Source organism: Yersinia sp. 2540 StPb PI (assembly GCF_052217165.1).
Lineage (GTDB): Bacteria > Pseudomonadota > Gammaproteobacteria > Enterobacterales > Enterobacteriaceae > Yersinia > Yersinia enterocolitica_E.
The window spans coordinates 490,083-513,503 of the sequence record NZ_JAZGQC010000001.1 but is presented as its reverse complement, the minus strand read 5'-3'; the positions used below and the strand labels follow the sequence as shown (position 1 = coordinate 513,503).

Here is a 23,421-nt window from a genome sequence, read left to right as displayed (position 1 = left end):
ACGTTTCTCGCTCATTTTTAATCCTGTGGTTGAACCTCTATTTTGCCATGTTCCACGCGGAACATCTTGCCCTTTTCGCCTACCATGTCGGCAACTTGCTCAGCACTCACTGCGCTGACAAAAACCTGTGCCTGGGTAGCCTTGAGACGCTCGGCCAATAATCGACGACGGCCGGTGTCCAATTCGGAAGCAAAATCGTCAAGCAGATACAGGCAACGCCGCCCGCTCTGTCGGGTGAGAAACTCACCCTGCGCTAACCGCAGTGCGCACATCAGCAACTTCAACTGACCACGCGATAGCAAATCTTCTACCGGCGTACCCTCGGCCCGAATGCGGAAATCCGCTTTATGTGGCCCGATGGCGGTATAAGTTAGCGCGCGGTCACGCTCAAACTGGCGTTCCAGCAACTCACCATAGTCACTCTCTTTATCCCAACCGCGCTGGAAAGAGAAACTCAAGGCGAACTCTGGCAGGAACAGGGCGCATGTGGCTGAAATATCTGCCGCAATTGCATCACTGTATGCCGCCCGCCACTCACTAATGCGTTCAGCCAGTGGGATAATTTCCTGATCCCAAGGCCGGATTTGCGCATAGCGACTAACCTGGCGCAGCGCGGCGTTGCGCTGCTTAAGTAATCTTTTTAGATTGCTCCAGGCCGTAAAAAAACCGGGTTCATTATGAAAGCAACCCCAGTCTAAAAAAGCGCGCCGGAATTTTGGCCCGCCATTCAATAAGGTGAACCCCTCAGGGGTGATCAATTGCATGGGCAGCATTTGCGCCAATTCGGCCACTTTGTGGCCGTCAGTGCCATCGATCCGCACCTTGCTATCACCCTGGCGGCTTTTACTTAGCCCAATAGATGATTCACGTTCATTCACATCAACCCGGCCATGTAACACAAACTCGGCACAGTCGTGACGGATCACTCTGCCAGCTTGTAAACTACGAAAGGCCCTACCATGGCCAAGGGTATAAATCGCCTCTAACACACTGGTTTTACCGCTACCGTTGGGGCCAACTAAAAAATTAAACCCCGCCGCCAGCGCCAAGTCTGCCGATTCGATATTACGAAAATCTTTAATTAACAACCGTGTCAGAGCCATGCTGCAAATGTCTTCATTATTGAACATCAAACCATCAAGGGCGTTATCGCATTACCTCTGAAAGAGGGCGTAATTGTCGCAGACAGATTGGGTGCGGACAGCGCACAACCACCGGAGCGTACTTAATGTACGTGAGGATGGTGAGCACTGCCCAATCCCAAGCTGGCAATAAGATAGCCCGCTATAGTTCAAAGACGCATTGGCATGACAACGTAGGCCGCAGCCTGACTGGCACCGTCTTCAATCTGCACACTGGAGACCGAATCGGTCAATAACAGGCGCACATCTTCGCATTTCAGTGCATTCAGCACATCAAGTACATAGCTGACGTTGAAACCGATCTCCATTTCTGTTCCCTCGTAGCTAACATCGAGGATTTCTTCCGCTTCTTCCTGTTCAGGGTTATTGGCGGTGATTTTGAGCTGATTGTGACTGACATAGAGCCGAACGCCGCGGAACTTCTCATTTGACAAAATTGCTGCTCGGGCAAAAGCCTGTTTCAGCAAGTCACAACCCGCTTCTAGCGTTTTGTCAGGGTTCTTCGGCAATACCCGGCGATAATCAGGGAAACGGCCATCAACTAGCTTAGAGGTGAAAATAAAATCCCCCACATGCGCGCGGATGTTGTTGCTGCCGATTTGCAGGCGCAGTGGTGTATCACCTCCATCCAATAACCTGACCAGCTCCATCACACCTTTACGCGGCACGATCACCGAATGTGAAGGTAATGTCTGCCCGATTGGCATGGAACATACCGCCAAACGGTGGCCATCGGTCGCCACAGTGCGCAGCTCTTCACCTTCAGTCTCAAACAGCATACCGTTCAAGTAATAGCGCACATCCTGATGAGCCATCGAGAACTGAGTGGACTCAATCAGACGTTTCAGTGTGGCTTGCGGTAAGGTGAACTCCACCTCACTCTGCCAATCATCCAGATTAGGGAAGTCCGCCGCGGGCAGGGTAGACAGCGAGAAGCGGCTACGGCCAGAGCGCACCAGTAGACGATCACCATCCAGTGCCACCGTGATTTCTGCCCCTTCTGGCAAACCGCGCCAGATATCAAAAAACTTCCGGGCCGGTACGGTGGTTGCTCCCTGGGTATGGGGATTTGACAACGCAACGCGCGCGACCATCTCCATTTCCAGATCGGTCCCCGTCAGCAACAAAGAGCCTTCGGTCACTTGCAACAACAAGTTACCTAAAATTGGCAACGTAGGACGTCCACCCAGCGGGCTACTGACCTGTTGCAGCGGTTTTAGCAGATGCTCACGTTCAATGATAAATTTCATAGCGCTAGGAGGATAATGTTCTGATTAAGTTAGAGAAATCTTCTTTGATGTCGTGGCTTTCTTCACGCAATTGCTCAATCTTGCGGCAAGCATGCAACACCGTGGTATGGTCGCGGCCACCAAACGCATCGCCGATTTCAGGCAGGCTGTGGTTGGTTAACTCTTTTGCCAGCGCCATCGCCATTTGGCGCGGGCGGGCCACCGAACGAGAACGCCGTTTGGAGAGCAGGTCAGCGACCTTAATTTTATAATATTCTGCGACAGTCTTTTGAATATTATCGATGGTAACCAGCTTTTCCTGCAATGCCAGCAAGTCACGCAGAGCTTCGCGAACAAAATCAATGGTGATTGCCCGACCGGTAAAGTTGGCATTAGCTATCACACGGTTCAATGCCCCTTCCAGCTCACGCACATTGGAACGCAGACGCTTGGCAATAAAGAACGCAACCTCACCGGGCAAGCGAATATCATTTTCATCCGCTTTCTTCATCAGGATCGCGACTCGGGTTTCCAGTTCCGGCGGCTCAATAGCAACCGTTAAACCCCAGCCAAAACGCGATTTCAAACGATCTTCGACGCCATTGATCTCTTTTGGATAGCGATCTGAGGTCAAAATGATCTGCTGATTACCTTCCAATAAGGCATTAAAGGTGTGGAAAAACTCTTCCTGGGAACGCTCTTTATTGGCAAAGAACTGAATATCATCGATTAATAATGCATCAACGGAACGATAATAGCGTTTAAATTCTTCTATCGCGTTGTTCTGCAAAGCCTTAACCATGTCCTGTACAAAACGCTCCGAATGCATGTAAACCACTTTGGCATTGGCTTTACGCGCCATGATGCCATTCCCTACTGCATGTAACAGGTGAGTCTTACCCAAACCTGTACCGCCATAGAGGAATAACGGGTTATATGCGCCACCCGGATTATCAGCAACCTGACGTGCCGCAGCACGAGCCAGTTGGTTGGATTTACCTTCAACGAAGTTATCAAATGTGTGCTTCGGGTTCACATTCGAACGGTAAGAATGTTCAGGTTGAGCGGGCGAACTGTCCCAACTCGGGCGTACAGGGGCGCTGCGGGTAACCGGAGCGACAGGTGCACTAACACTGGCGGTTACTGGATGGCTGTGTGTTCTTACCGCCGGTTTACTCCCTACTTCAAAACGCAGTAAAGGAACCTCGGAACCACAAAAGTCATTAAGTAAGCCATTGATATTGTTTAAGTACTTATCACGGACCCAGTCCAGTACAAAACGATTAGGGGCGTAAAGCGCCAGAGTATTGTCACTCAGTTCCGCCTGTAGGGGGCGTATCCACATACTAAATTCTGTGGCAGGTAACTCATCCTGCAATCGGGCAAGACACTGCTGCCAAAGCGAAAGTGACACGGCGGACTCCACTCGAACAAGATCAATAAAAGAAAGAAATCAGGATTTTTTGTAACTCATCGTTTTTGACACACGCCAATATGGCCTGTAGCAAGCCAAAGTGACATGCGAACCGTTTTTCGGTTGTTTTTACGACTAACATCCCCCTGCGATCCCGGAGTAGTGATCCAGAGTAGCGGATGCGATCGGAATGGCGGATCATAGCGCAAAAGGAGCAATAGATCCTCCCCTTCCTCACAGATTAGATCCTTTTTATCCACAGGACATAACTTCTGTTAGGAGTGTAACCCAGTGCACAGCTTTTCGTGTCCCTCATCAGCAATAATCGCAAAATATTTCAGAATATACTGGTATCACCTTCCCCTTTTCTAACAACTGATCCTCATTAATCCACAAAGGATCTCACGGTGATCCTTGCGATTTGTCTGGGAGTCCGTATAATCCTCAGCCCTACGTGTGATGCCTGTGTTCTTGATGGCTTTGGCCAAAAAGAAACCAGCGGTGAACACGGGCAGGCTCTTGGTAAACTCCCGATACAGAAAACTTCTGTGCGGGCGGGCGCAATGTCAATTGACTCAGGACTGTACAATTATTACAATCCCGCTTCTTTATATGTTGCGATTGAGGCGTCGGTGTCTTCACTCCGAGCAGCCAAACGCGTTTACTGAATCAGTAATTATTTTAAGTTTAGGTAGAAATCGCTATGAAACGCACTTTCCAACCGTCCGTATTGAAGCGCAACCGTAGCCACGGTTTCCGTGCTCGTATGGCCACCAAAAATGGTCGTCAAGTTCTGGCTCGCCGTCGTGCGAAAAGCCGTACTCGTCTGACTGTTTCTAAGTAATAAAAGCTAACCATCTCAGTGGTTAAGCTAGCATTTCCTAGGGAGTTACGTTTGTTAACTCCCAGTCATTTCACTTTTGTCTTCCAGCAGCCACAACGGGCTGGCACGCCGCAAATCACCATCCTCGGCCGCCTGAACGAGCTGGGGCATCCCCGCATCGGTCTTACCGTCGCCAAAAAACATGTCAAACGTGCTCACGAACGTAACCGGATAAAGCGCCTCACACGCGAAAGCTTCCGTTTGCATCAGCATACGTTACCGTCTATGGATTTTGTCGTTTTGGTGAAAAAGGGTGTGGCTGACCTCGATAACCGTGCGTTGACGGAAGCTTTGGAAAAATTATGGCGTCGCCACTGTCGCCAGGCTCCCGCATCCTGATCGGGCTAATCAGGGGCTATCAGCTCGTGATTAGTCCGCTGCTGGGGCCGCGTTGTCGTTTCCATCCGACATGCTCTCATTATGGAATTGAGGCATTGCGCCGGTTTGGGATGATAAAAGGCAGTTGGTTAACACTGAAACGCGTATTAAAATGCCACCCTTTGAACCCAGGTGGCGATGATCCCGTGCCGCCGAAACCCGACGATAACAGAGAACACTAACGATGGATTCGCAACGCAATCTTCTACTCATCGCTCTGCTGTTCGTGTCTTTCATGATCTGGCAAGCCTGGCAAGTGGATAACAGTCCACAACCAGCCGCTCAGACCACGCAACAGACTGCGAATACTGCTACCGGTGATAAAGCAAGCCAGGCTGTGCCCGGCAGTGGTCAGGGTCAACTGATTACTGTAAAAACTGATGTGCTGTCTCTGACCATTAATACCCGTGGTGGTGACATCGAGCAGGCTAACCTGCTGGCTTACCCGGATGCTCTGGGTTCAGATAAAACTTTCGAATTACTGGAAACCACTCCAGCTTTCGTCTATCAGGCGCAAAGCGGCCTGACAGGCAAAAGCGGCCCGGATAATCCAGCTAACGGTGAGCGCCCACTGTTTGAAGCGCCTCAAACCAGCTTTGTATTGGCTGACGGTCAGGATGAACTGCGTATTCCATTGACCTTTACCGGCAAAGATGGCTCCGTTTTCACCAAGACTTTTGTGCTAAAACGTAACGATTACGCCATTGGCGTGGATTATCACGTTAAAAACGCCTCTGCTGCCCCGCTGGAGCTGACGCTGTTTGGCCAGTTGAAGCAAAGCATCAATTTGCCTAAACACCGTGATACCGGCAGCAATAACTTTGCGCTGCACACCTATCGTGGCGCGGCTTACTCTTCTGATGACACTAAATATAAAAAATACAGCTTTAGTGATATCGAAGACAAAAATATGGACATCACCACCAAAGGTGGCTGGGTAGCCATGTTGCAACAGTATTTTGCAACCGCCTGGATCCCGGCAGCTAATGAAACCAACACTTTCTACTCTTCTGATTTGGGTAATGGTCTGGCGGCTATCGGCTTTAAAGGTGCGCCAGTTATTATTCAACCGGGTGAGCAGAAACAACTGGGTGCTACCTTATGGGTTGGCCCAGAAATTCAGGACAAAATGGCGGCCATTGCGCCACATCTGGACCTGACTGTTGATTATGGTTGGTTATGGTTTATTTCTCAGCCACTGTTCAAACTGTTGAAATTCATTCACAGCTTTGTCGGTAACTGGGGCTTCTCCATCATCGTGATTACCTTTATCGTGCGCGGTATCATGTACCCGCTGACAAAAGCGCAATACACCTCGATGGCGAAAATGCGTTTGCTACAGCCTAAACTGGCTGCCATGCGTGAGCGTATCGGTGACGATAAGCAGCGCATGAGTCAGGAGATGATGGCGCTGTACAAAGCTGAGAAGGTTAACCCGCTGGGTGGCTGCTTACCGCTGGTCATTCAGATGCCTATCTTCCTGGCGTTGTACTACATGTTGATGAGTTCCGTTGAGTTGCGTCATGCGCCATTCATCCTGTGGATTCATGACCTGTCAGCACAAGACCCGTACTACATTCTGCCGATTCTGATGGGTATCACCATGTACTTCATTCAGAAGATGTCACCAACTACCGTGACGGACCCAATGCAGCAGAAGATAATGACCTTTATGCCAGTTATCTTCACTGTGTTCTTCCTGTGGTTCCCGGCTGGTCTGGTACTGTACTATATCGTCAGTAACCTGGTGACCATCCTGCAACAGCAGTTGATTTATCGTGGTCTGGAAAAACGTGGTTTACATAGCCGCGATAAGAAGAAACAGTCTTAACATGATAGATACCCCAGTCACTGGCATACGTCAGTAACTGGGGAGAGCAGCTAACAAACGCTGCGACTGCAATTAAGAAGGGTATATGAGGCGGTCATAGCTATATGACCGCCTTATTCTTTTAAAGAGAGAAATAACCATGAGCACCACTGATACTATCGTGGCACAAGCAACCCCGCCAGGCCGTGGTGGTGTTGGTATTTTACGTGTTTCAGGTCGTGCTGCCGCAGACGTGGCGCAGGCGGTTTTGGGCAAATTGCCCAAGCCTCGCTATGCCGATTATCTGCCGTTTAAAGATACTGATGGCAGTACATTAGACCAAGGTATCGCTCTCTACTTCCCCGGCCCCAATTCCTTTACTGGCGAGGACGTGCTGGAACTGCAAGGTCACGGTGGTCCGGTTATACTGGATTTACTGTTAAAACGCATTCTGGCGCTGCCAGGGCTGCGCATTGCCCGTCCGGGTGAGTTTTCTGAACGCGCGTTTTTAAATGACAAGCTGGATTTGGCTCAAGCAGAAGCGATTGCCGACCTGATTGATGCCAGCTCGGAGCAAGCCGCCCGCTCAGCAGTAAATTCATTGCAGGGTGCATTTTCAGTTAAAATCCATCAATTGGTGGAAGCACTTACTCACTTGCGAATCTACGTCGAAGCTGCCATTGACTTCCCCGATGAGGAAATTGACTTCCTTTCTGATGGCAAGATTGAAGGCCAGTTGAACGGTGTGATGGCCGATCTTGAGCAGGTGCGCACTGAAGCACGGCAAGGCAGCTTGTTGCGTGAAGGGATGAAAGTGGTCATTGCCGGCCGCCCAAATGCCGGTAAATCAAGCCTGCTCAATGCGTTAGCGGGCCGTGAAGCGGCAATCGTAACCGATATCGCAGGCACAACTCGTGATGTTTTACGGGAACATATTCATATCGATGGGATGCCATTGCATATCATCGATACTGCTGGCTTACGTGAAGCCAGTGACGAAGTTGAGCGCATTGGTATCGAACGGGCGTGGAATGAGATAGAACAAGCAGATCGCGTACTGTTTATGGTTGATGGTACGACGACTGATGCCACCGAACCGGCCGCTATCTGGCCTGAGTTTATGGCCCGCCTACCATCGACTCTGCCCATCACCGTCGTGCGCAATAAAGCGGATGTCACAGGTGAATCGCTGGGGTTAACCGAAGTGAATGGTCACTCACTTATTCGCTTATCGGCCCGTACCGGCGAAGGTATTGATCTGCTGCGTAGCCATCTTAAGCAGAGTATGGGCTTTACCAGTAACACCGAAGGTGGCTTCCTGGCTCGCCGACGCCATTTGCAAGCGTTGGAAACCGCTGCCCAGCATTTGGTGCAAGGCCACGAACAGTTAGTAAGCGCTTACGCCGGTGAGTTACTGGCGGAAGAGCTACGTTTAGCACAACAGTCATTGAGTGAAATTACCGGCGAATTCAGCTCAGATGACTTACTGGGGCGCATTTTCTCCAGTTTTTGTATCGGAAAATGAGTGTGATGTTATAGAGCTGGAGCAGATTATCGCTAATTTTGATAATCTGACTCTATGAGTCCGAACTGTTAGAGTCTCGACCGACGGTAGCTCGAACACTTAACTTTATTCATAAACTGAGGTATCCATGATTATAAAACCACGTGTACGCGGCTTTATCTGTGTGACTGCTCACCCGGCGGGCTGTGAAGCTAACGTCAAAAAGCAAATCGACTATGTCACAGCAGAAGGCCCAATTGCTAACGGCCCAAAACGAGTATTAGTGATTGGTGCGTCAACTGGATACGGGCTGGCAGCTCGAATCACAGCAGCATTTGGTTGTGGTGCCGATACGCTGGGTATTTTCTTTGAACGCCCAGGAGAAGAAGGTAAACCGGCGACCTCCGGCTGGTACAACAGCGCAGCTTTCCACAAGTTTGCTGAGCAGAAAGGTCTGTATGCGAAAAGCATCAATGGCGATGCTTTCTCCGATGAGATCAAACGACTGACCATCGAGGCTATTAAGCAAGATCTGGGTCAGGTTGATCAAGTTATCTATAGCCTGGCCTCGCCGCGCCGCACTCATCCAAAAACCGGCGAAGTGTTTAACTCCACACTGAAGCCAATCGGCCATGAAGTTAAATTCCGTGGCCTGGATACCGATAAAGAAGTTATCAAAGAAGTTGTGCTACAACCCGCAACCCAAACCGAGATAGACAACACGGTAGCAGTGATGGGGGGCGAAGACTGGCAGATGTGGATTGATGCGCTACTGGAAGCTGGCGTGCTGGCTGAAGGGGCACAAACTACCGCCTTTACTTACCTGGGTGAAAAAATCACTCATGATATCTATTGGAACGGTTCTATTGGCGCAGCCAAAAAGGATCTGGACCAAAAAGTTCTGACTATCCGCAATAGCTTGGCTGCCCATGGTGGCGGTGATGCCCGGGTATCCGTGTTGAAAGCGGTAGTGACTCAGGCAAGCTCCGCTATCCCAATGATGCCACTGTATTTGTCATTACTATTCAAGGTGATGAAAGAAAAAGGCACTCATGAAGGCTGCATCGAGCAAGTTTATTCGCTGTATAAAGACAGCTTGTGTGGTGAGGCACCGCATCTGGACGCCGATGGCCGTTTACGTGCTGACTACAAAGAACTGGCACCAGCAATTCAAAACCAGGTACAAGCATTGTGGGATCAAGTCACCAATGACAATATCTACCAATTGACTGACTTTACCGGTTATAAGACTGAGTTCTTAAACCTGTTTGGGTTTGCCGTCGACGGTGTGGATTATGACGCTGACGTAAATCCTGATGTAAAAATCCCTAATCTGATTCAGGGCTAAACTCCGGTTATAGCGATAGAACCCGCTGCGCAATTTGTACGCAGCGGGTTGATAATCCGCCTTTCGTTCCAATCGCCTAATAAAAAACACTAAATCCATTATCTCTATAATAGATAAGCTAAGATCATTTTCTTCGTTTACGCTTCATCCCCGCAATGTTTGAATGATTTCATTCTTAGTTATCCCGCTTTTAGCTAAAAGAATAACCGGCAACATAATAAATAAAGCCTCTGGTAGAGACTAAATTAACACTATTCCACAGGGAAATTATGATGAGAATGCGTTCACTAACGATACCTTTATTTAGTTTAATTATTGTTACTTCACTAAATGCCCATAGTGAAGAAAATAAAGTTATCAAATTGGGATTTAATCCTGGCCCTTATAAAGAACAATTTGAAAAAGGTGTAGCCCCTTATCTGATCAACAAAGGCTATCGCATCGAATATAAAGATTTTAATGATGGTATCCAGGTTAATAATGCCGTTAGCACTGGCGAGATTGATGGCAATATCATGCAACACCCTATTTATCTGCAAGCGATAAATGAGCGTCTGCGGATTGATAATACCGGTATTGTTCAGGTCCCAACGCCACCGATGGGACTGTATTCTGATAAATATCAGCAAAGCCAAAAAGACCAAAAACCCAAAGAAGGTGCTTTGATTTCAGTCCCTAACCAGCCCTCAAATGAGTACCGCGCAGCACTGTTATTGCAATCTATCGGCTGGATAAAGCTAAAGGAAAAAATTGATCCAGCGACCTTCTCGCAAAAAGACATAGCAGAAAATCCGTACCATCTGGTGATCAAAGAGATGGATAATGCCCAGCAAGTCAGAGCATTACCTGATGTCGACTTTGGTGCTATTCAGGGTAATTTTGCTGTATCTAACGGTATAAAACTCAGCTCAGCACTGCAACTTGAAAAACCAACCACACAGTTTGTGAATGTGGTAACTGTCGCCGGTAAAAATAAAGATGCAGAATTTGCCAAGGATATTATTGCGGGATACCACTCGGCGGAGTTCAAAAAATACATTCTGGGAAATGAGAAATACACCGGTTATATGCTGCCTGATTATCTTAAGTAATGGAATAATCTGATGATTGAACTTCAGCATATTTCTAAAACCTTTGAGCGTAAAGGTGTAAAGCTACAAGCGCTTAATAATGTTAGTTTAACCATCGAAGATGGCGATATATTTGGCATTATCGGTTATAGCGGTGCAGGGAAAAGCACCTTATTACGAATGGTAAACTCATTGGAAAGTCCAACATCCGGTGATGTGATTATTGATGGTAATAATCTACATGATTTTAGTCATGAGCAACTCAGGCTACTTAAAAAAAACATCGGAATGATATTCCAGAATTTTAACTTACTGGAGTCAAAAACTGTTTTTAAGAATGTCGCTATGCCGCTCATCTTATTAGGTAAAAATAAAAAATTCATTCAGGAGCGCGTCGCTGAATTGCTGGATTTTGTTGGGTTAGGTGATAAGAGCCATAGTTTTCCTAATGAATTATCGGGGGGGCAGAAGCAGCGGGTAGGTATTGCTCGTGCGCTGGCAACCAATCCATCAATTCTGCTGTGTGATGAGGCCACATCGTCACTGGATCCACAAACCACCGCCCAGATTTTATTATTACTGAAGAAAATTAATCAGCAATACAATATTACAGTGTTGCTGATTACCCATGAAATGTCCGTCATTCAAAAAATCTGTAATAAGGTCGCGGTTATGGAAAACGGCCAAATAATTGAGCAGGGTTCGGTATTAACGGTTTTTGGCCACCCCACTCACCCCACAACCCTTAATTTCGTCCGCACCGTAATCAAGGATAGCCTGCCCGATAGTGTGAGAAAACTGTTAGATAGCAGTCATGCTGGCCGCCAATTTCGTTTAGCCTTTATGGGGGCGATTGCGACGCAACCGGTGATAAATCAACTTATCAGGCAATATGATGTGGGCGTGAATATTCTATTTGCCAACATGTCGGAGATACAAGACACCACATTGGGTCATATGGTGCTGCTGTTAAGCGGTGACAACAACCTCATTGATAGTGCCGTCACGCATCTGGCTGGAACAGGAATTGATATACAGGAAATACATTAATGATCGAAACCGCAATTACGTTGGACCAATTTGTCCAGGCGCTACACGACACACTGGTTATGGTCAGTATTTCATTGGTGATCGGTTCTCTTATTGGTATCCCACTGGGAATCTTATTGGTGGTAACCCGGCCCGGAGGGCTAATTAACCATCGCACTTTTTATAATATTCTTAACCCGGTGATTAATATCATCCGATCACTGCCCTTTATTATTTTGATGGTAGCGATTATCCCACTCACCCGCTTGATCGTGAATACCACTATCGGAACACCAGGGGCCATCGTGCCATTGATTATTTTTATCGCACCTTATATTGGCCGATTAGTAGAAAATTCATTATTAGATGTTAACCCCGGAATTCTCGAGGCAGCAAAATCGATGGGTGCCACGCCCCTTCAGGCGATTTGGTATTTTCTATTACCCGAAGCACTGTCATCTTTGATATTGGCACTGACCACAGCCACCATTGGCTTGATTGGTGCTACCGCCATGGCAGGTACTGTCGGCGGCGGTGGGATTGGTGATCTGGCTATAACCTATGGCTATCAGCGCTTTGATACGTTCGTCACTGTGACCACGGCCATTGTATTGATTATCACCGTGCAGTTAATCCAATCACTGGGAAATTTATTTGCCAGTAAAATTCGCCGTGAGTGATAAATAATCCCCCCTTTCAGCTAGACAGAGGGGATTCAGATAACTAACAAGTCAAATGAAGGGGAAACGTGCCGTTGGGGTCGCTCTTAGTTTCAAATACAAGTGCGTAAGCCACCGAAGCGCCCTTAGGTACGGTCACCCCTTTACACTCCATTGATTAAACCTTAAAGCCGCTAATCACACTCTCCAACTGTAAAGTTTGATCCTGCATCGCCTGAGCCGCAGCAGCAACTTGTTGCACTAGCGCCGCATTTTGCTGGGTTGAATTATCCAACTGATTGATTGCCAGATTAACCTGTTCGATACCCAAACTTTGTTCCTGACTGGATGACATGATTTCATTCATTAATGCCGCCACATTGGACACCCCGCTCATTAAATCATCCATAGTGGTGCCCGCGTCAGCCACCAAGCCAGTACCAATGGCAATATCAGCCACCGAGTCCTCGATCAGTTTTTTAATCTCACGAGCAGATGTCGCTGAACGCTGCGCCAGATTACGCACTTCTGATGCCACCACCGCAAAACCACGGCCTTGTTCACCCGCTCTTGCTGCTTCTACCGCCGCATTAAGTGCCAATATATTGGTTTGGAAGGCGATACTGTCAATCACACTAATGATATCGACTATTTTCTTCGATGAATGATTGATTGAACCCATGGTATCCACCACCTGTTTCACCACCTTGCCACCTTTCACCGCAACAGTAGAAGCATCTCTCGCCAATTGGTTGGCGTGACTGGCGTTATCCGCATTTTGTTTCACCGTGCTGGTAAGTTCATCCATTGAGGCTGCGGTTTGTTCAATTGAACTGGCCTGATCTTCAGTACGGGCGGATAAATCCAGATTACCGCTAGCTATCTGGCGCGATGCTGAGGCAATAGCCAGGCTACTTTCACCGACTTGCCGCATCATTTGCTGTAAATAGTCGATAAAATTGTTGAAACTTTGGTTAATTGCATTGAATTCCGGGCTATTACTTTCCGGTAAGCGCTGAGTCAAATCAGCCCCTCCCGCCGATAATGCAGTGATATTCTCTTTCAAAGCCGCTAAGCGTTTCATAAAGACGCGGATAGAAAACACCAGTAACAAAAGCAATAACAGCATAATTGGAATCTGTACTAACCCCAGATGCAACAGGATGGCATGGCTCTGTTTCACCAATAAACTGGTTGGTAAGTCAGTAACCAAATACCATGGGCTATTGGCGATCGGGCGAATAAACAGGGTGTGAGAGGTTCCGTCGACATCAAATTCACTCTCCAGTGCTTTTTGATCTTTTAACTGCGGCAGTAACCGCTGGGTTTCAGCCGCCATCGGCGAGTTGGCCGCAAAGTCAGACAGATTTTTTAATTCGGCTTTGCCATCCGCCAGAGCACTGCTGCCGACAATCTTGCCATCAGCTTCGACAATCAGAATAGTGCCATTCACTTTCTGTTCCATTTCTTTAACCAAACGGTTAAAGAAACCTAAGGTAACGTCAATGGTTGAAACACCGTATGCCTCATCACCTTTATAAATTGCCATCGCGCAGTTGGTTCTTGGCTGTGGGCTGGCATCATCCTGGTAGGCCTTAGCCCACGCGCAGAAGCCTTTAGGCGCATTTAAGCCATCTTTGTACCATGGTTGCTCAAAATAATTTTGTGATTCTGGCGAATTCCAATGGGTGTTGACCGTTAACTTATTTTCTCCATTACGGGCAAAGAAAGTGCTGAACTTAGTCACCCCTTGCTCACGTTTATTAGGTAATGGCCAAATGCCACCACCAAACACATTACTGTCGCCGTACTGATCCACCAGCCCCGGTAATAGTTGATCAATGCTATTGCTGTCCATAATGGCAACAGCCTGTGTAATGCTGCGGGCTTGCGCTTCCACTTTGTTCATTTGCGCCGTGATTGCCGTCGCAATTTGGTCAACGCTATTACCAACAATGGTACTTTCAGATTGTTTGAGTTGTGGTGTCACAAAAAGCTGAATAACCACCACGGTGATTATCAGTAATAAAATAAAAAACGCACTGACGAGTAAAGTAAAGCGGGCTTGAGTGGTTTTTAGCATTATCGTGTCGCTCAATTAAGAGAGCTGGATAGCTCCAGATCTATTAACGGCATTTTGCGCACAGACTTGATGACTGATAAAAACGATTTTTCCGTTCCTCTCCTGCGGTCACAGTTTCAGCGTAATAATTCCCCCCCCTAACACAAATTTAAGTGATGTTTAAATGTCGTCATACGCGAGATAGTCATTGTTTTATCGCATAAGTTTGGCCTACTCTGGTAACAAATAGCCAATAGATTTCAAAATGCAGGTGAGAGGCCAACACACCTGCAATAAGAAAGATGACGGGTATAAAGCCTCATCCATTTACTGAACGGGAGTATGTCATGCCACAGCAATCCCTTAAAATTGTTACCCTACTGGGTAGCCTGCGTAATGGTTCTTACAATGCGATGGTAGCCCGCGCACTGCCTAAATTAGCCCCTTCAGGCGTCACCATTGAAGCACTGCCTTCTATTCGTGATATTCCGCTTTATGATGCTGATGTTCAGCAGGAAGACGGCTTCCCGGCTACAGTTCAAGCTATTGCTGAACAGATTCGTCAAGCTGATGGGGTTATCATCGTCACACCGGAATATAACTATTCGGTGCCAGGTGGATTGAAGAATGCGATCGACTGGTTGTCTCGCTTGCCAAACCAACCACTGGCAGGCAAGCCAGTTGCTATTCAAACCAGCTCAATGGGGCCGGTGGGTGGAGCACGTTGCCAGTATCACTTACGTCAGATCCTGGTTTTCCTTGATGCGATGGTGATGAATAAGCCTGAATTTATGGGTGGCGTGATTCAAAGCAAAGTGGATGAGCAAGCCAAGGCGTTGATTGATCAAGGAACTTTGGATTTCCTTACCAGCCAACTGGCAGCCTTTGTGACCTATATTGATCGTGTCCGCGTAAAATAACCCATGATTCAAACCCCCACTGGCCGCTGGTGATTGGGGGTTACTCTCTTGACCCACACATGTTGGATGCTGCTAAATGGCCGTTAAAATCACTGTCTGGCTTATCCTGACCCTGATATCCACTCTCTGGCTGGGTTGGTATGGCTTAAATGAGCAGCAAACTGAGCGTGAGGCCGAATTTCGTATTACCCACCGTGAATTGAGCCAGCAATTGGCCCAGCAACAGGCTATTTTGTTTCTGACTCTTGAACCGAACCAACTGTCGCAACTACAGCGCCATTTCCCGCAATTAGTCGCAATTAGCCAAACTAAAGCCGACAAATCAAAAGCAGGCCAGTTAACGCTGCAAGTTCACGGCGGTGATTATCAGCTATCGAACTCATACAATGGCAGTGGCTTGCAGATTAATGGGTTAAAACTGTTGCAGGTAGTGGGTTTACCGGAAAATTTCGACAGCGTGACATTACGCTATCAGCAACATCCGTTAGCTGTGCTGGGCAAGCCAAATCCAGACAGCTTTTGGCAATGGCAAAAACCATTGGGAGAGGGCGCTCAATCCTTTGCGTTAACTGGCTATGCAACTCCTCTTTGGCGTGACCTGCCTTGGTTAACTGCCCTCCTGCTTTCACTCATATGGGGAGCTACCCTCTATGGTTGGCACCGTTGGCAGCTGTTGGCGCAATACCGCAATCGCGCCGAACAACGGGCTAAATTTGCTGATCAAGCCAGACTCAATGCCATGGGGGAAATTGCCACAGGTATTGCCCATGAGTTGAACCAGCCACTCACTGCCACCCTGACGTATAACCAAACCGCTCTGCGGTTATTACCCGCGCAGGACGACAAAATCACCCCACTGCTACGGGCGTCGGTTGAGCAAATCAAACGGATTTCGGCGCTACTGGAGCGGCTACGCACATTACTCAGCCGTGGGCAGGTGAATTTACAACCGGTGGTGGTAGCGGATATCTGGTTACGCGTGAATGCTTTATTAAGTAATGAGATAGCCGCCAGCAAAGTAACGGTTGTGAATAGTATTCCAGCGAATTTACCGCCACTCTCGGCCGATCCTTTATGGCTGGAGCAAATTCTGCATAATTTACTCAGTAATGCTATCCATGCCGTACAACATACTGCGACCCCGTTAATTTATTTCACTACCCGCCTGCAACCACAGCAATGGCTAATTCAGATAGAAGATAATGGGCCGGGGCTAAGCCACCAGCAGTTAGACCACCTGTTCACACCTTTTTATACCACTCGCGAGAGTGGCCTGGGATTAGGGCTAACCCTGTGTGAGACATTGGTACAGCGAATGGGAGGTGACATAAAAGCCGCAAACAGTGAACATGGCGGGGCTTGTTTTATCCTAACCTTTCCCCTGATTGGCGAGAATACGCATGACAAAACACATTTATCTGATTGATGACGATGACGGTGTTCGCGCCGCGCTAACCGCATTACTCGCCACCCTGGGCTGGGAAGTAAAAGCATTCAGTGACGGCCAGTATTTCCTCGATACATTGGCAATAACCCAGCCAAGTTGCGTACTGCTGGATATCAGAATGCCGGGTAAGAGTGGGATGGCAGTATTAGAAGCCATTCAATGCCGTGATAGCACTCTTCCGGTCATCATAATGACTGGGCACGGTAATATTGAATTGTGCCGCCGGGCATTTAAAGGTGGAGCGCTGGAGTTTTTGACCAAACCTATCGACGCCGATGTGCTGATCGAGACGGTCGGCATGGCACTGGAGCAACATGAGCAAGCGCTGGCAGTGAAAAAGCAGCAAGTGAGCTATCAACAGTTACTTAGCCAACTCTCACCCCGCGAGCGGGAAGTCGCCGCGTTGATTATCCAAGGGGAAACCAGCAAGCAAATCGCCCATATGTTGTCACTTTCACCGCGAACCGTTGAAGCGCACCGCGCGAATATATTCTCCAAGCTGGAGGTCAACTCGCTGGCATCACTTATTCATCACTATCACTTATCCTCCCAATAATCCCCAAGGCAATTGGCGTTACAGGTAGGCTGCCAATATACTCTAAATAATTCGAGTTGCAGGAAGGCGGCAATTGAGCGAATCCCCTGGAGCTTACTCAAGTAAGTGACTGGGGTGAACGAATGCAGCCAACGCACATGCGGCTTGAAGTATGACGAGTATAGGTAGAAGTACGGAGTAAAACGGGTAGTTAGCCGAATGTTTTTTCACCACTTATCGCCGTAACATAGCGGCACAGTGATTAAATCACTTCGCTAACAATAAGGATTTTATATGATCAAGCCTATTGCCCTGACCTCCGCCTTATTCATTGGCCTGATAGCTCAAGCCTCTGCTGCGGGTCTGAACACTGAACGTAATATCTCTCAGGCGCTGGCCACCGATTTGGCCAGCCGCACCCTCGCTGTTTGCCAGGCGGATGGTTACAACGTGGCGGTAACCGTCGTTGATCGCGCGGGCATCATCAAAACCGTGTTACTTGCTGATAATGCCGGCCCGCACACCGTTAAAGCCAGCGAGCAAAAAGCCTTTACGGCACTATCGACTAAAACCCCAAGCGGGCAAGTGATGGAAAACAGCCAAAAGACACCTGCGGCCAATAACCTGAAAGACATTCCAGGGTTCTTGCTGTTAGGGGGTGGCGTACCAGTGAAAGCAGGGGACGAGGTGGTCGGTGCAGTGGGTGTTGCCGGAGCACCCGGTGGGCATTTGGACGCACAATGTGCGACAAAGGCACTGGAGCAAATCAGCGCTCAGTTAAAAGCATAAGATTATAACGACAACGCCCCCACCCTCGGTGTCGAAAGTGGGGCGTTTTTATGATCGGCTATCAGTGATCAACAAAGGCAATTTTCAGCACAAACAGCAGCGCAACAACCACTACGCATGGGCTGATTTCACGCCAACGACCCGTACCCAGCTTCATCAGGCAATAAGAGATAAAGCCCAGCGCGATCCCTTCAGTGATAGAGAAACTAAACGGCATCATCACCGCGGTAACAAACGCAGGAACGGCTTCAGTCAAATCATCCCACTTCACCCGTGACAGGCTAGATGTCATTAGCACGCCAACATAAATCAACGCACCGGCAGCGGCATAAGCAGGCACCATACCGGCCAGGGGTGACACAAACATCACCAGCAGGAACAAGATACCAACCACAACGGCCGTTAAACCAGTACGACCCCCGACAGACACCCCTGAGGAGCTTTCAATATACGCGGTCACCGATGAGGTACCGATAAAAGCACCGGCTACCGAGCTGATGCTATCCACGTACAGCGCTTGCTTCATGCGCGGGAACTTGCCTTTATGGTCGGTTAAGCCCGCTTTATCCGTGACGCCGATTAATGTGCCGGATGAATCGAACAGGTTAACCAGCATGAAGGAGAAAATGATCCCCGCCATACTTATATTCAGCGCTCCGGCTAAATCCACCTGCCCGACCACAGAAGTCACACTGGGCGGCATGGAGAAAATGCCAGAGTAATGTACATCACCCAGCGCCCAGCCAATCAGCGTGGTGACCACAATCGACACCAGCACCGCAGCATGAATATTGCGAGAGGCCAGAACCGCAATAATAAAGAAGCCCAGCGCACCTAACAGCACACTGTGAGAAGTCAAATTACCTACCGCGACTAAGGTATCCGGGTTTGCCACCACGATACCGGCATTTTTCAGCCCCATCATGGCAATAAACAGGCCAATACCACTGGTAATCCCCACCCGTAGGCTCAGTGGGATGTTAGCAATCATCCAATACCGGATGCGGAAAATGGTCAGCAAAAGGAAACCGATTGCGCCCCAGAAAATAGCACCCATGCCGACTTGCCATGAAATACCCATCGCGCCAACCACCACAAAAGCGAAGAAAGCGTTAAGCCCCATCGCCGGAGCCAGTGCTACCGGTAAGTTAGCCAATAAGCCCATAAAGATGCTACCAAAGGCGGCAATCAGGCAGGTTGTCACGAAAACAGCCCGCACATCCATACCCGCAACCCCTAAAATCTGTGGGTTTACGAACACGATATAGACCATGGTCAAAAAGGTAGTGATACCGGCAATCAGCTCAGTACGTGCCGTGGTACCGTGCTGTTTCAGTTTAAATACACGTTCGAGCAGCCCCTGCTCAGTATCAAGGTTTGGTTTACTCATTCGAAGAGTTCCACAGAAGGGAGTGATAGTCGGGGGATATCCTATAACAAAAAACTATTGTTTAGAGCGGGATCACACTCTTTTTTGGCTATTTTTTATCTTCACTGTTGCGCAACAACGCCTTCATTATGACTACATATTATTCAACCCGTTGTATTTTATTAACTTGTCATTAGTTTTTCTGCTAGTAGGGTCAATAAACATCGCATTCTTACTCAGGATGATTAAAGTGAAGTGAACGTAGATCTGCACAATTTAAGGATAAGTAGAGTGAATAACATTGAATGCGTCATGTTCGATTGCGATGGCACCTTGGTTGACAGTGAAGTCCTGTGTTGTCGTGCATACGTCGTGATGTTTGCCCATTACGGTATCCACCTGTCGCTGGAAGAGGTGATTAAGCGTTTTAAAGGGGTAAAACTGAATGAAATAGTCGCGCTGGTGAGTAAAGAAAACGGTCTGGATGAATCAATAGCAACGCTGGAAAAACTCTACCGCGCTGAGGTTGCACGCCTGTTTGATGCCGAATTACAGCCTATTGCAGGGGCAAAAGCGCTATTGGAGCAAATCACCCTGCCCGTCTGCGTGGTCTCCAACGGGCCAGTGAGCAAAATGCAGCACTCCCTTGGCCTGACTGGCCTGCTGTCTTTCTTTGATACACGCCTCTATAGCGGTTACGACATTCAGCGTTGGAAGCCTGATCCCGCGCTGATTTATCACGCGGCAAAAGAGATGCAGGTGGCCGCCGAGCACTGCATTTTGGTGGAGGACTCCGCGGCCGGCACCCACGCGGGGATTGCCGCAGGGATACCGGTATTTTACTACTGCGCCGATCCACACAACCAGCCGATACACCACCCGCTAGTCACCATGTTTGATGATATGCAGCAACTGCCTGACTTGTGGCGCGAAAGAGGCTGGCAGATTACTCATCATTAGTGTGCCGACGGCGCTGGTTTATGACTCAACCAGCGCCATGGACGTTTAATGGCACTTTGTTTCTTAATCGCATGCTGTGGGCTAAAACGGCGGTTGAGGCCATTTGCCAATAAATCCAAAGCCAGGCATAAAACGAAGTAGACCAACGCGACAAATAGAAACACTTCCATGGGATAAACCATGCTGCGGTTATTGACCTGAGTTGCCAGAAAAGTCAGTTCATTCACCCCAACTATATAAGCCAGCGATGTGTCCTTAATCAATGAAATCCATTGATTGATAAATGATGGCACCATCATGCGCAATGCTTGCGGCAAGACCACAAACCATAAAACCTGCCAGCGGTTAAAACCTAGCGACAGCCCAGCCTGCCACTGCCCTGCACCAATCGCCACAATCCCCGCTTTTACTGCGTGCGCCAGATAGGCGGAAGCAATCAATGCCAGTGCACACACCACCGTGGTGATTTCGGGGATATCCACACCAAATACAATTGGCAGCAGGAAGTAGGTCCAAAAAATCAGCATTATCACCGGGATGGCGCGGAAAAAGCCCAAAAAAGCCGCCAATACGCCCGCCCAAACACCACGAGACATTGCCAGCAATACCCCCAGCACGGTCCCTAAGATTGCGGAGGCTACTCCAGCCATGATACTGATCAGTAGGGTTAATGCCGCCCCACCCAGAGGGCCATCGGGGAAAGTACCCCACAGTAGATAAGTCCAGTTATCAGCAATAATTGTAAAATCCATCTCAATGCCCCCTGATGGTGGTTCGCTGTTGACGCCACATGCCCCAGGCTTCAATCAACGCGATAATGGCGATATACAATACTGTTGCCACACCAAAGGCTTGAAATGTCCGCAATGTTTCGGTTTCAACCTGACGAGAAGCATAGGAAAGCTCAGCCACCCCGATAGCCATCGCTAAAGAGGAGTTTTTAATAATATTCATGTACTGGCCCAGCAATGGCGGCATGGCAATTTTCAACGCCTGCGGCAACACCACATGGCGCATCGATTGCCAGCCCGTTAACCCCAGCGCATGTGCCGCGTATTTTTGCCCTTTAGCGACACCGCTGATCCCAGAACGTAATTCTTCAGCAATAAACGCCGTGGAATAGAGGGTTAGCCCGATAAACCCGGCTAAAAATTCAAAAGAAGGCCAACTTAACGTGAGTCCGATAAAGGTGATTTCATGGGGTGTATTGAGCCATGGAACCCAGGAAGCAGGCAGAAACTGACTGGCAGCAAAATACCAAAAGAACAGTTGGATCAGCAGCGGCGTATTGCGAAATAGCGTGCTGTAGCCAACAGCAAACCACCGCAGCGCTTTGAGTTCGCTATCTCTGGCGGCAGCGAGAAAAAAGCCTAATAACGTGGCAGCAACCACCGTGCAGGCAGAAATCCACAACGTAAGCAGAAACCCCTGCCACAGCCAGTTAAGATATTGCGGGGCCAACAACCAATCAGTGAGATGATGTAGATTCATAGGTCTTGATACCCATATCGCGCTAAAAGCATCTCAATAGCTATTATTAGCTGTGCTGTAAAATCCATCTTACCTATCCCCCATGGTGTTAATCACTAACGGATTACAATGCAAGCAGCCCCACATCGTGACAATGCAGGGCTTTAATGTTCTCACTTCAAGGACGAAGGATTTATTAGGCTTTAGGTTGCTGATCCAGTGGCGCAAACTTAAACTCACCGCGCGGCTGGGCTGCATTGGTTGCTGGGCCAAACCAACGATCATAAATCTTCGCCGCTTCGCCATCTTTTTCCAATTTCACCAGTGTTTCGTTAATACTTGCCGTTAAGCGCTCTTCACCCTTAGGAATACCAACCCCTTGGTACTCTTTGGTAATACTGAACGGTGAGATCTCAAAATCAGCTTTTTGTGCCGCCGGTAAGTTACCGAGCAGGCCGACAAGTTTCGCATCATCCTGGGTGATAGCTTGAACGTTACCATTACGCAAAGCAGTAAATGCCAGCGGTGTATCATCGTAAGAAATCACTTTTGCGGTTGGATAATGCTCCCGCAGGGTAATTTCCTGAACCGTACCTTTATCCGCACCAATACGTAATTTGCCGATATCTTCAGGTGTCTTTAGCACCCCTTTATGCGCGATAAATTTCTGACCCGTAGCGAAATAGGGCAGGCTGAAGTTAACTTCCTTAGCGCGCTCATCAGTAATAGTGAAGTTTGCCGCAATCAGATCAACTTTCTTCGATGTCAGTAATGGAATACGGTTGGCCGGGTTAGTGGCGCGTAGTTCTACTTTTACACCGAGATCTTTCGCGATAGCATTCGCCACGTCCACGTCATATCCCACCAGCTTTTTAGTCTGTGGATCGATATAACCAAATGGAGGGTTACTATCAAAAACAGCAATCCGCACCACACCTGCTTGCTTGATATCATCCAGTTTATCAGCGTGGGCTGTGCCAGACAGCGTCGCCAGACCAGCTAACAGCGTTAATGCCAGTGCGCTTTTTTTTGTGGACAGAGATTGCTTCATTGAAAGCTCCTAAGGTGATTGAGATGTTGCGATGTGGATAAGCTATCAATTCGGCGTTAGGTCAGGAAATAATATAAAACGATATATTTATAACTAATTAATCTCAGTCAATTAGTCTGATTATATTGGCAAAGAAAGTGGGATCGGTGGCAAAGGAAAATGAGGAAAATAGGGAGCCTTAGCGTGCGTCCCAAAACCTGTTTCTGAAGTTGTAGGTTGAAAAATGCTGTGTATTCAGCAAATAAAAAAACAATCGATGAAAAAACATCCAAAAAAGTGAGCAAGTAACACGATCGTAGCCCTAAAATTTGGCTCAATCGTGTTATTAGCATGTATTAGAAAAAAGTGAACT

The 23,421-nt window shown here is 48.2% G+C and carries 22 protein-coding genes; 14 read left to right on the top strand and 8 right to left on the bottom strand.

Annotation, left to right across the window (positions count from 1 at the left end; translation table 11 throughout):
* Positions 1–17: 17 nt before the first annotated feature.
* The 3 genes from recF to dnaA form a co-directional block, all read right to left on the bottom strand.
* Positions 18–1,103: a DNA replication/repair protein RecF gene (recF, locus tag V1956_RS02305; RefSeq protein ID WP_372560198.1), complete on the bottom strand. Its 1,086-nt coding sequence runs from the start codon at positions 1,101–1,103 to the stop codon at positions 18–20.
* Positions 1,104–1,291: 188 nt separating this feature from the next.
* A complete protein-coding gene (dnaN, locus tag V1956_RS02300) occupies positions 1,292–2,392 on the bottom strand; it encodes a DNA polymerase III subunit beta (RefSeq protein WP_005186756.1) in 1,101 nt (366 codons plus the stop codon).
* 4 nt (positions 2,393–2,396) lie between these two features.
* A complete protein-coding gene (gene dnaA, locus V1956_RS02295) occupies positions 2,397–3,785 on the bottom strand; it encodes a chromosomal replication initiator protein DnaA (protein ID WP_083161536.1) in 1,389 nt (462 codons plus the stop codon).
* Positions 3,786–4,488: 703 nt separating this feature from the next.
* Between dnaA and rpmH the strand changes: the two genes are divergently transcribed.
* The 9 genes from rpmH (at position 4,489) to V1956_RS02250 (ending at position 12,487) form a co-directional block, all read left to right on the top strand.
* A complete protein-coding gene (rpmH, locus tag V1956_RS02290) occupies positions 4,489–4,629 on the top strand; it encodes a 50S ribosomal protein L34 (protein ID WP_004393543.1) in 141 nt (46 codons plus the stop codon).
* A gap of 18 nt (positions 4,630–4,647) precedes the next feature.
* Positions 4,648–5,007 (top strand): ribonuclease P protein component, encoded by a 360-nt coding sequence (gene rnpA / locus V1956_RS02285; protein ID WP_025380108.1) that lies wholly within the window; start codon positions 4,648–4,650, stop codon positions 5,005–5,007.
* Entirely contained in the window at positions 4,971–5,228 is a 258-nt protein-coding gene (gene yidD / locus V1956_RS02280) for a membrane protein insertion efficiency factor YidD (protein WP_032906726.1), read from the top strand. Before rnpA ends, yidD begins: the two co-directional genes overlap by 37 nt.
* 2 nt (positions 5,229–5,230) lie before the next feature.
* The gene (gene yidC, locus V1956_RS02275; protein WP_083161538.1) at positions 5,231–6,877 is read left to right on the top strand and encodes a membrane protein insertase YidC; all 1,647 of its coding nucleotides are present in this window, start codon (positions 5,231–5,233) and stop codon (positions 6,875–6,877) included.
* Between the two features lie 139 nt (positions 6,878–7,016).
* On the top strand, positions 7,017–8,381 hold the full coding sequence (mnmE, locus tag V1956_RS02270) for a tRNA uridine-5-carboxymethylaminomethyl(34) synthesis GTPase MnmE (protein ID WP_372569833.1): 1,365 nt from the start codon (positions 7,017–7,019) through the stop codon (positions 8,379–8,381).
* 127 nt (positions 8,382–8,508) lie between these two features.
* Entirely contained in the window at positions 8,509–9,708 is a 1,200-nt protein-coding gene (gene fabV / locus V1956_RS02265) for an enoyl-ACP reductase FabV (RefSeq protein WP_420071194.1), read from the top strand.
* 272 nt (positions 9,709–9,980) lie between these two features.
* The gene (locus V1956_RS02260; protein WP_372560678.1) at positions 9,981–10,799 is read left to right on the top strand and encodes a MetQ/NlpA family ABC transporter substrate-binding protein; all 819 of its coding nucleotides are present in this window, start codon (positions 9,981–9,983) and stop codon (positions 10,797–10,799) included.
* Between the two features lie 12 nt (positions 10,800–10,811).
* Positions 10,812–11,828 carry a methionine ABC transporter ATP-binding protein gene (locus V1956_RS02255; RefSeq protein ID WP_372560195.1) on the top strand — a complete coding sequence of 339 codons (1,017 nt, stop codon included), beginning with the start codon at positions 10,812–10,814 and terminating at the stop codon, positions 11,826–11,828.
* Complete coding sequence (locus V1956_RS02250; protein ID WP_420074397.1) at positions 11,828–12,487, top strand: methionine ABC transporter permease; 660 nt, start codon at positions 11,828–11,830, stop codon at positions 12,485–12,487. The genes V1956_RS02255 and V1956_RS02250 overlap by 1 nt, the downstream gene beginning before the upstream one ends.
* A 157-nt stretch (positions 12,488–12,644) precedes the next feature.
* Here the strand turns inward: V1956_RS02250 and V1956_RS02245 are convergent, their stop codons facing one another.
* Positions 12,645–14,549: a methyl-accepting chemotaxis protein gene (locus V1956_RS02245; RefSeq protein ID WP_372560193.1), complete on the bottom strand. Its 1,905-nt coding sequence runs from the start codon at positions 14,547–14,549 to the stop codon at positions 12,645–12,647.
* 326 nt (positions 14,550–14,875) lie between these two features.
* Here V1956_RS02245 and V1956_RS02240 point away from each other — a divergent pair, with 326 nt between their 5' ends.
* The 4 genes from V1956_RS02240 to V1956_RS02225 all read left to right on the top strand — a co-directional run bounded on the left by V1956_RS02240 (position 14,876) and on the right by V1956_RS02225 (position 18,219).
* Positions 14,876–15,448, top strand: a complete 573-nt coding sequence (locus tag V1956_RS02240) for an NADPH-dependent FMN reductase (RefSeq protein WP_372560192.1) — start codon at positions 14,876–14,878, stop codon at positions 15,446–15,448.
* Positions 15,449–15,524: 76 nt separating this feature from the next.
* A complete protein-coding gene (locus V1956_RS02235) occupies positions 15,525–16,874 on the top strand; it encodes a sensor histidine kinase (RefSeq protein WP_420074396.1) in 1,350 nt (449 codons plus the stop codon).
* On the top strand, positions 16,849–17,451 hold the full coding sequence (locus V1956_RS02230) for a response regulator transcription factor (protein WP_420074395.1): 603 nt from the start codon (positions 16,849–16,851) through the stop codon (positions 17,449–17,451). Before V1956_RS02235 ends, V1956_RS02230 begins: the two co-directional genes overlap by 26 nt.
* A gap of 273 nt (positions 17,452–17,724) precedes the next feature.
* Entirely contained in the window at positions 17,725–18,219 is a 495-nt protein-coding gene (locus tag V1956_RS02225; RefSeq protein ID WP_442824767.1) for a GlcG/HbpS family heme-binding protein, read from the top strand.
* A gap of 61 nt (positions 18,220–18,280) precedes the next feature.
* On the opposite strand, the gene V1956_RS02220 is transcribed toward V1956_RS02225, so the two are convergent.
* The gene (locus V1956_RS02220; protein ID WP_005186735.1) at positions 18,281–19,609 is read right to left on the bottom strand and encodes an NCS2 family permease; all 1,329 of its coding nucleotides are present in this window, start codon (positions 19,607–19,609) and stop codon (positions 18,281–18,283) included.
* 270 nt (positions 19,610–19,879) lie between these two features.
* Here V1956_RS02220 and yieH point away from each other — a divergent pair, with 270 nt between their 5' ends.
* Positions 19,880–20,548: a 6-phosphogluconate phosphatase gene (gene yieH, locus V1956_RS02215; protein WP_083161558.1), complete on the top strand. Its 669-nt coding sequence runs from the start codon at positions 19,880–19,882 to the stop codon at positions 20,546–20,548.
* Here yieH and V1956_RS02210 read toward each other — a convergent pair.
* The 3 genes from V1956_RS02210 to V1956_RS02200 all read right to left on the bottom strand — a co-directional run bounded on the left by V1956_RS02210 (position 20,545) and on the right by V1956_RS02200 (position 23,069).
* Positions 20,545–21,300: an amino acid ABC transporter permease gene (locus V1956_RS02210; protein ID WP_420074393.1), complete on the bottom strand. Its 756-nt coding sequence runs from the start codon at positions 21,298–21,300 to the stop codon at positions 20,545–20,547. The two genes, yieH and V1956_RS02210, sit on opposite strands and share 4 nt — an antisense overlap.
* Position 21,301: 1 nt before the next feature.
* The gene (locus V1956_RS02205; protein WP_420074392.1) at positions 21,302–22,039 is read right to left on the bottom strand and encodes an amino acid ABC transporter permease; all 738 of its coding nucleotides are present in this window, start codon (positions 22,037–22,039) and stop codon (positions 21,302–21,304) included.
* Positions 22,040–22,214: 175 nt separating this feature from the next.
* The gene (locus tag V1956_RS02200) at positions 22,215–23,069 is read right to left on the bottom strand and encodes an ABC transporter substrate-binding protein (RefSeq protein WP_420071198.1); all 855 of its coding nucleotides are present in this window, start codon (positions 23,067–23,069) and stop codon (positions 22,215–22,217) included.
* Positions 23,070–23,421 lie beyond the last annotated feature (352 nt).

Bases quoted from the DNA above. Each gene is read 5' to 3' on its own strand.
- recF (WP_372560198.1), bottom strand. From the start codon at position 1,103: ATGGCTCTGACACGGTTGTTAATTAAAGATTTTCGTAATATCGAATCG.
- dnaN (WP_005186756.1), bottom strand. From the start codon at position 2,392: ATGAAATTTATCATTGAACGTGAGCATCTGCTAAAACCGCTGCAACAG.
- rpmH (WP_004393543.1), top strand. From the start codon at position 4,489: ATGAAACGCACTTTCCAACCGTCCGTATTGAAGCGCAACCGTAGCCAC.
- yidD (WP_032906726.1), top strand. From the start codon at position 4,971: ATGGCGTCGCCACTGTCGCCAGGCTCCCGCATCCTGATCGGGCTAATC.
- yidC (WP_083161538.1), top strand. From the start codon at position 5,231: ATGGATTCGCAACGCAATCTTCTACTCATCGCTCTGCTGTTCGTGTCT.
- mnmE (WP_372569833.1), top strand. From the start codon at position 7,017: ATGAGCACCACTGATACTATCGTGGCACAAGCAACCCCGCCAGGCCGT.
- fabV (WP_420071194.1), top strand. From the start codon at position 8,509: ATGATTATAAAACCACGTGTACGCGGCTTTATCTGTGTGACTGCTCAC.
- V1956_RS02260 (WP_372560678.1), top strand. From the start codon at position 9,981: ATGAGAATGCGTTCACTAACGATACCTTTATTTAGTTTAATTATTGTT.
- V1956_RS02255 (WP_372560195.1), top strand. From the start codon at position 10,812: ATGATTGAACTTCAGCATATTTCTAAAACCTTTGAGCGTAAAGGTGTA.
- V1956_RS02250 (WP_420074397.1), top strand. From the start codon at position 11,828: ATGATCGAAACCGCAATTACGTTGGACCAATTTGTCCAGGCGCTACAC.
- V1956_RS02245 (WP_372560193.1), bottom strand. From the start codon at position 14,549: ATGCTAAAAACCACTCAAGCCCGCTTTACTTTACTCGTCAGTGCGTTT.
- V1956_RS02240 (WP_372560192.1), top strand. From the start codon at position 14,876: ATGCCACAGCAATCCCTTAAAATTGTTACCCTACTGGGTAGCCTGCGT.
- V1956_RS02235 (WP_420074396.1), top strand. From the start codon at position 15,525: ATGGCCGTTAAAATCACTGTCTGGCTTATCCTGACCCTGATATCCACT.
- V1956_RS02230 (WP_420074395.1), top strand. From the start codon at position 16,849: ATGACAAAACACATTTATCTGATTGATGACGATGACGGTGTTCGCGCC.
- V1956_RS02225 (WP_442824767.1), top strand. From the start codon at position 17,725: ATGATCAAGCCTATTGCCCTGACCTCCGCCTTATTCATTGGCCTGATA.
- V1956_RS02220 (WP_005186735.1), bottom strand. From the start codon at position 19,609: ATGAGTAAACCAAACCTTGATACTGAGCAGGGGCTGCTCGAACGTGTA.
- V1956_RS02210 (WP_420074393.1), bottom strand. From the start codon at position 21,300: ATGGATTTTACAATTATTGCTGATAACTGGACTTATCTACTGTGGGGT.
- V1956_RS02205 (WP_420074392.1), bottom strand. From the start codon at position 22,039: ATGAATCTACATCATCTCACTGATTGGTTGTTGGCCCCGCAATATCTT.
- V1956_RS02200 (WP_420071198.1), bottom strand. From the start codon at position 23,069: ATGAAGCAATCTCTGTCCACAAAAAAAAGCGCACTGGCATTAACGCTG.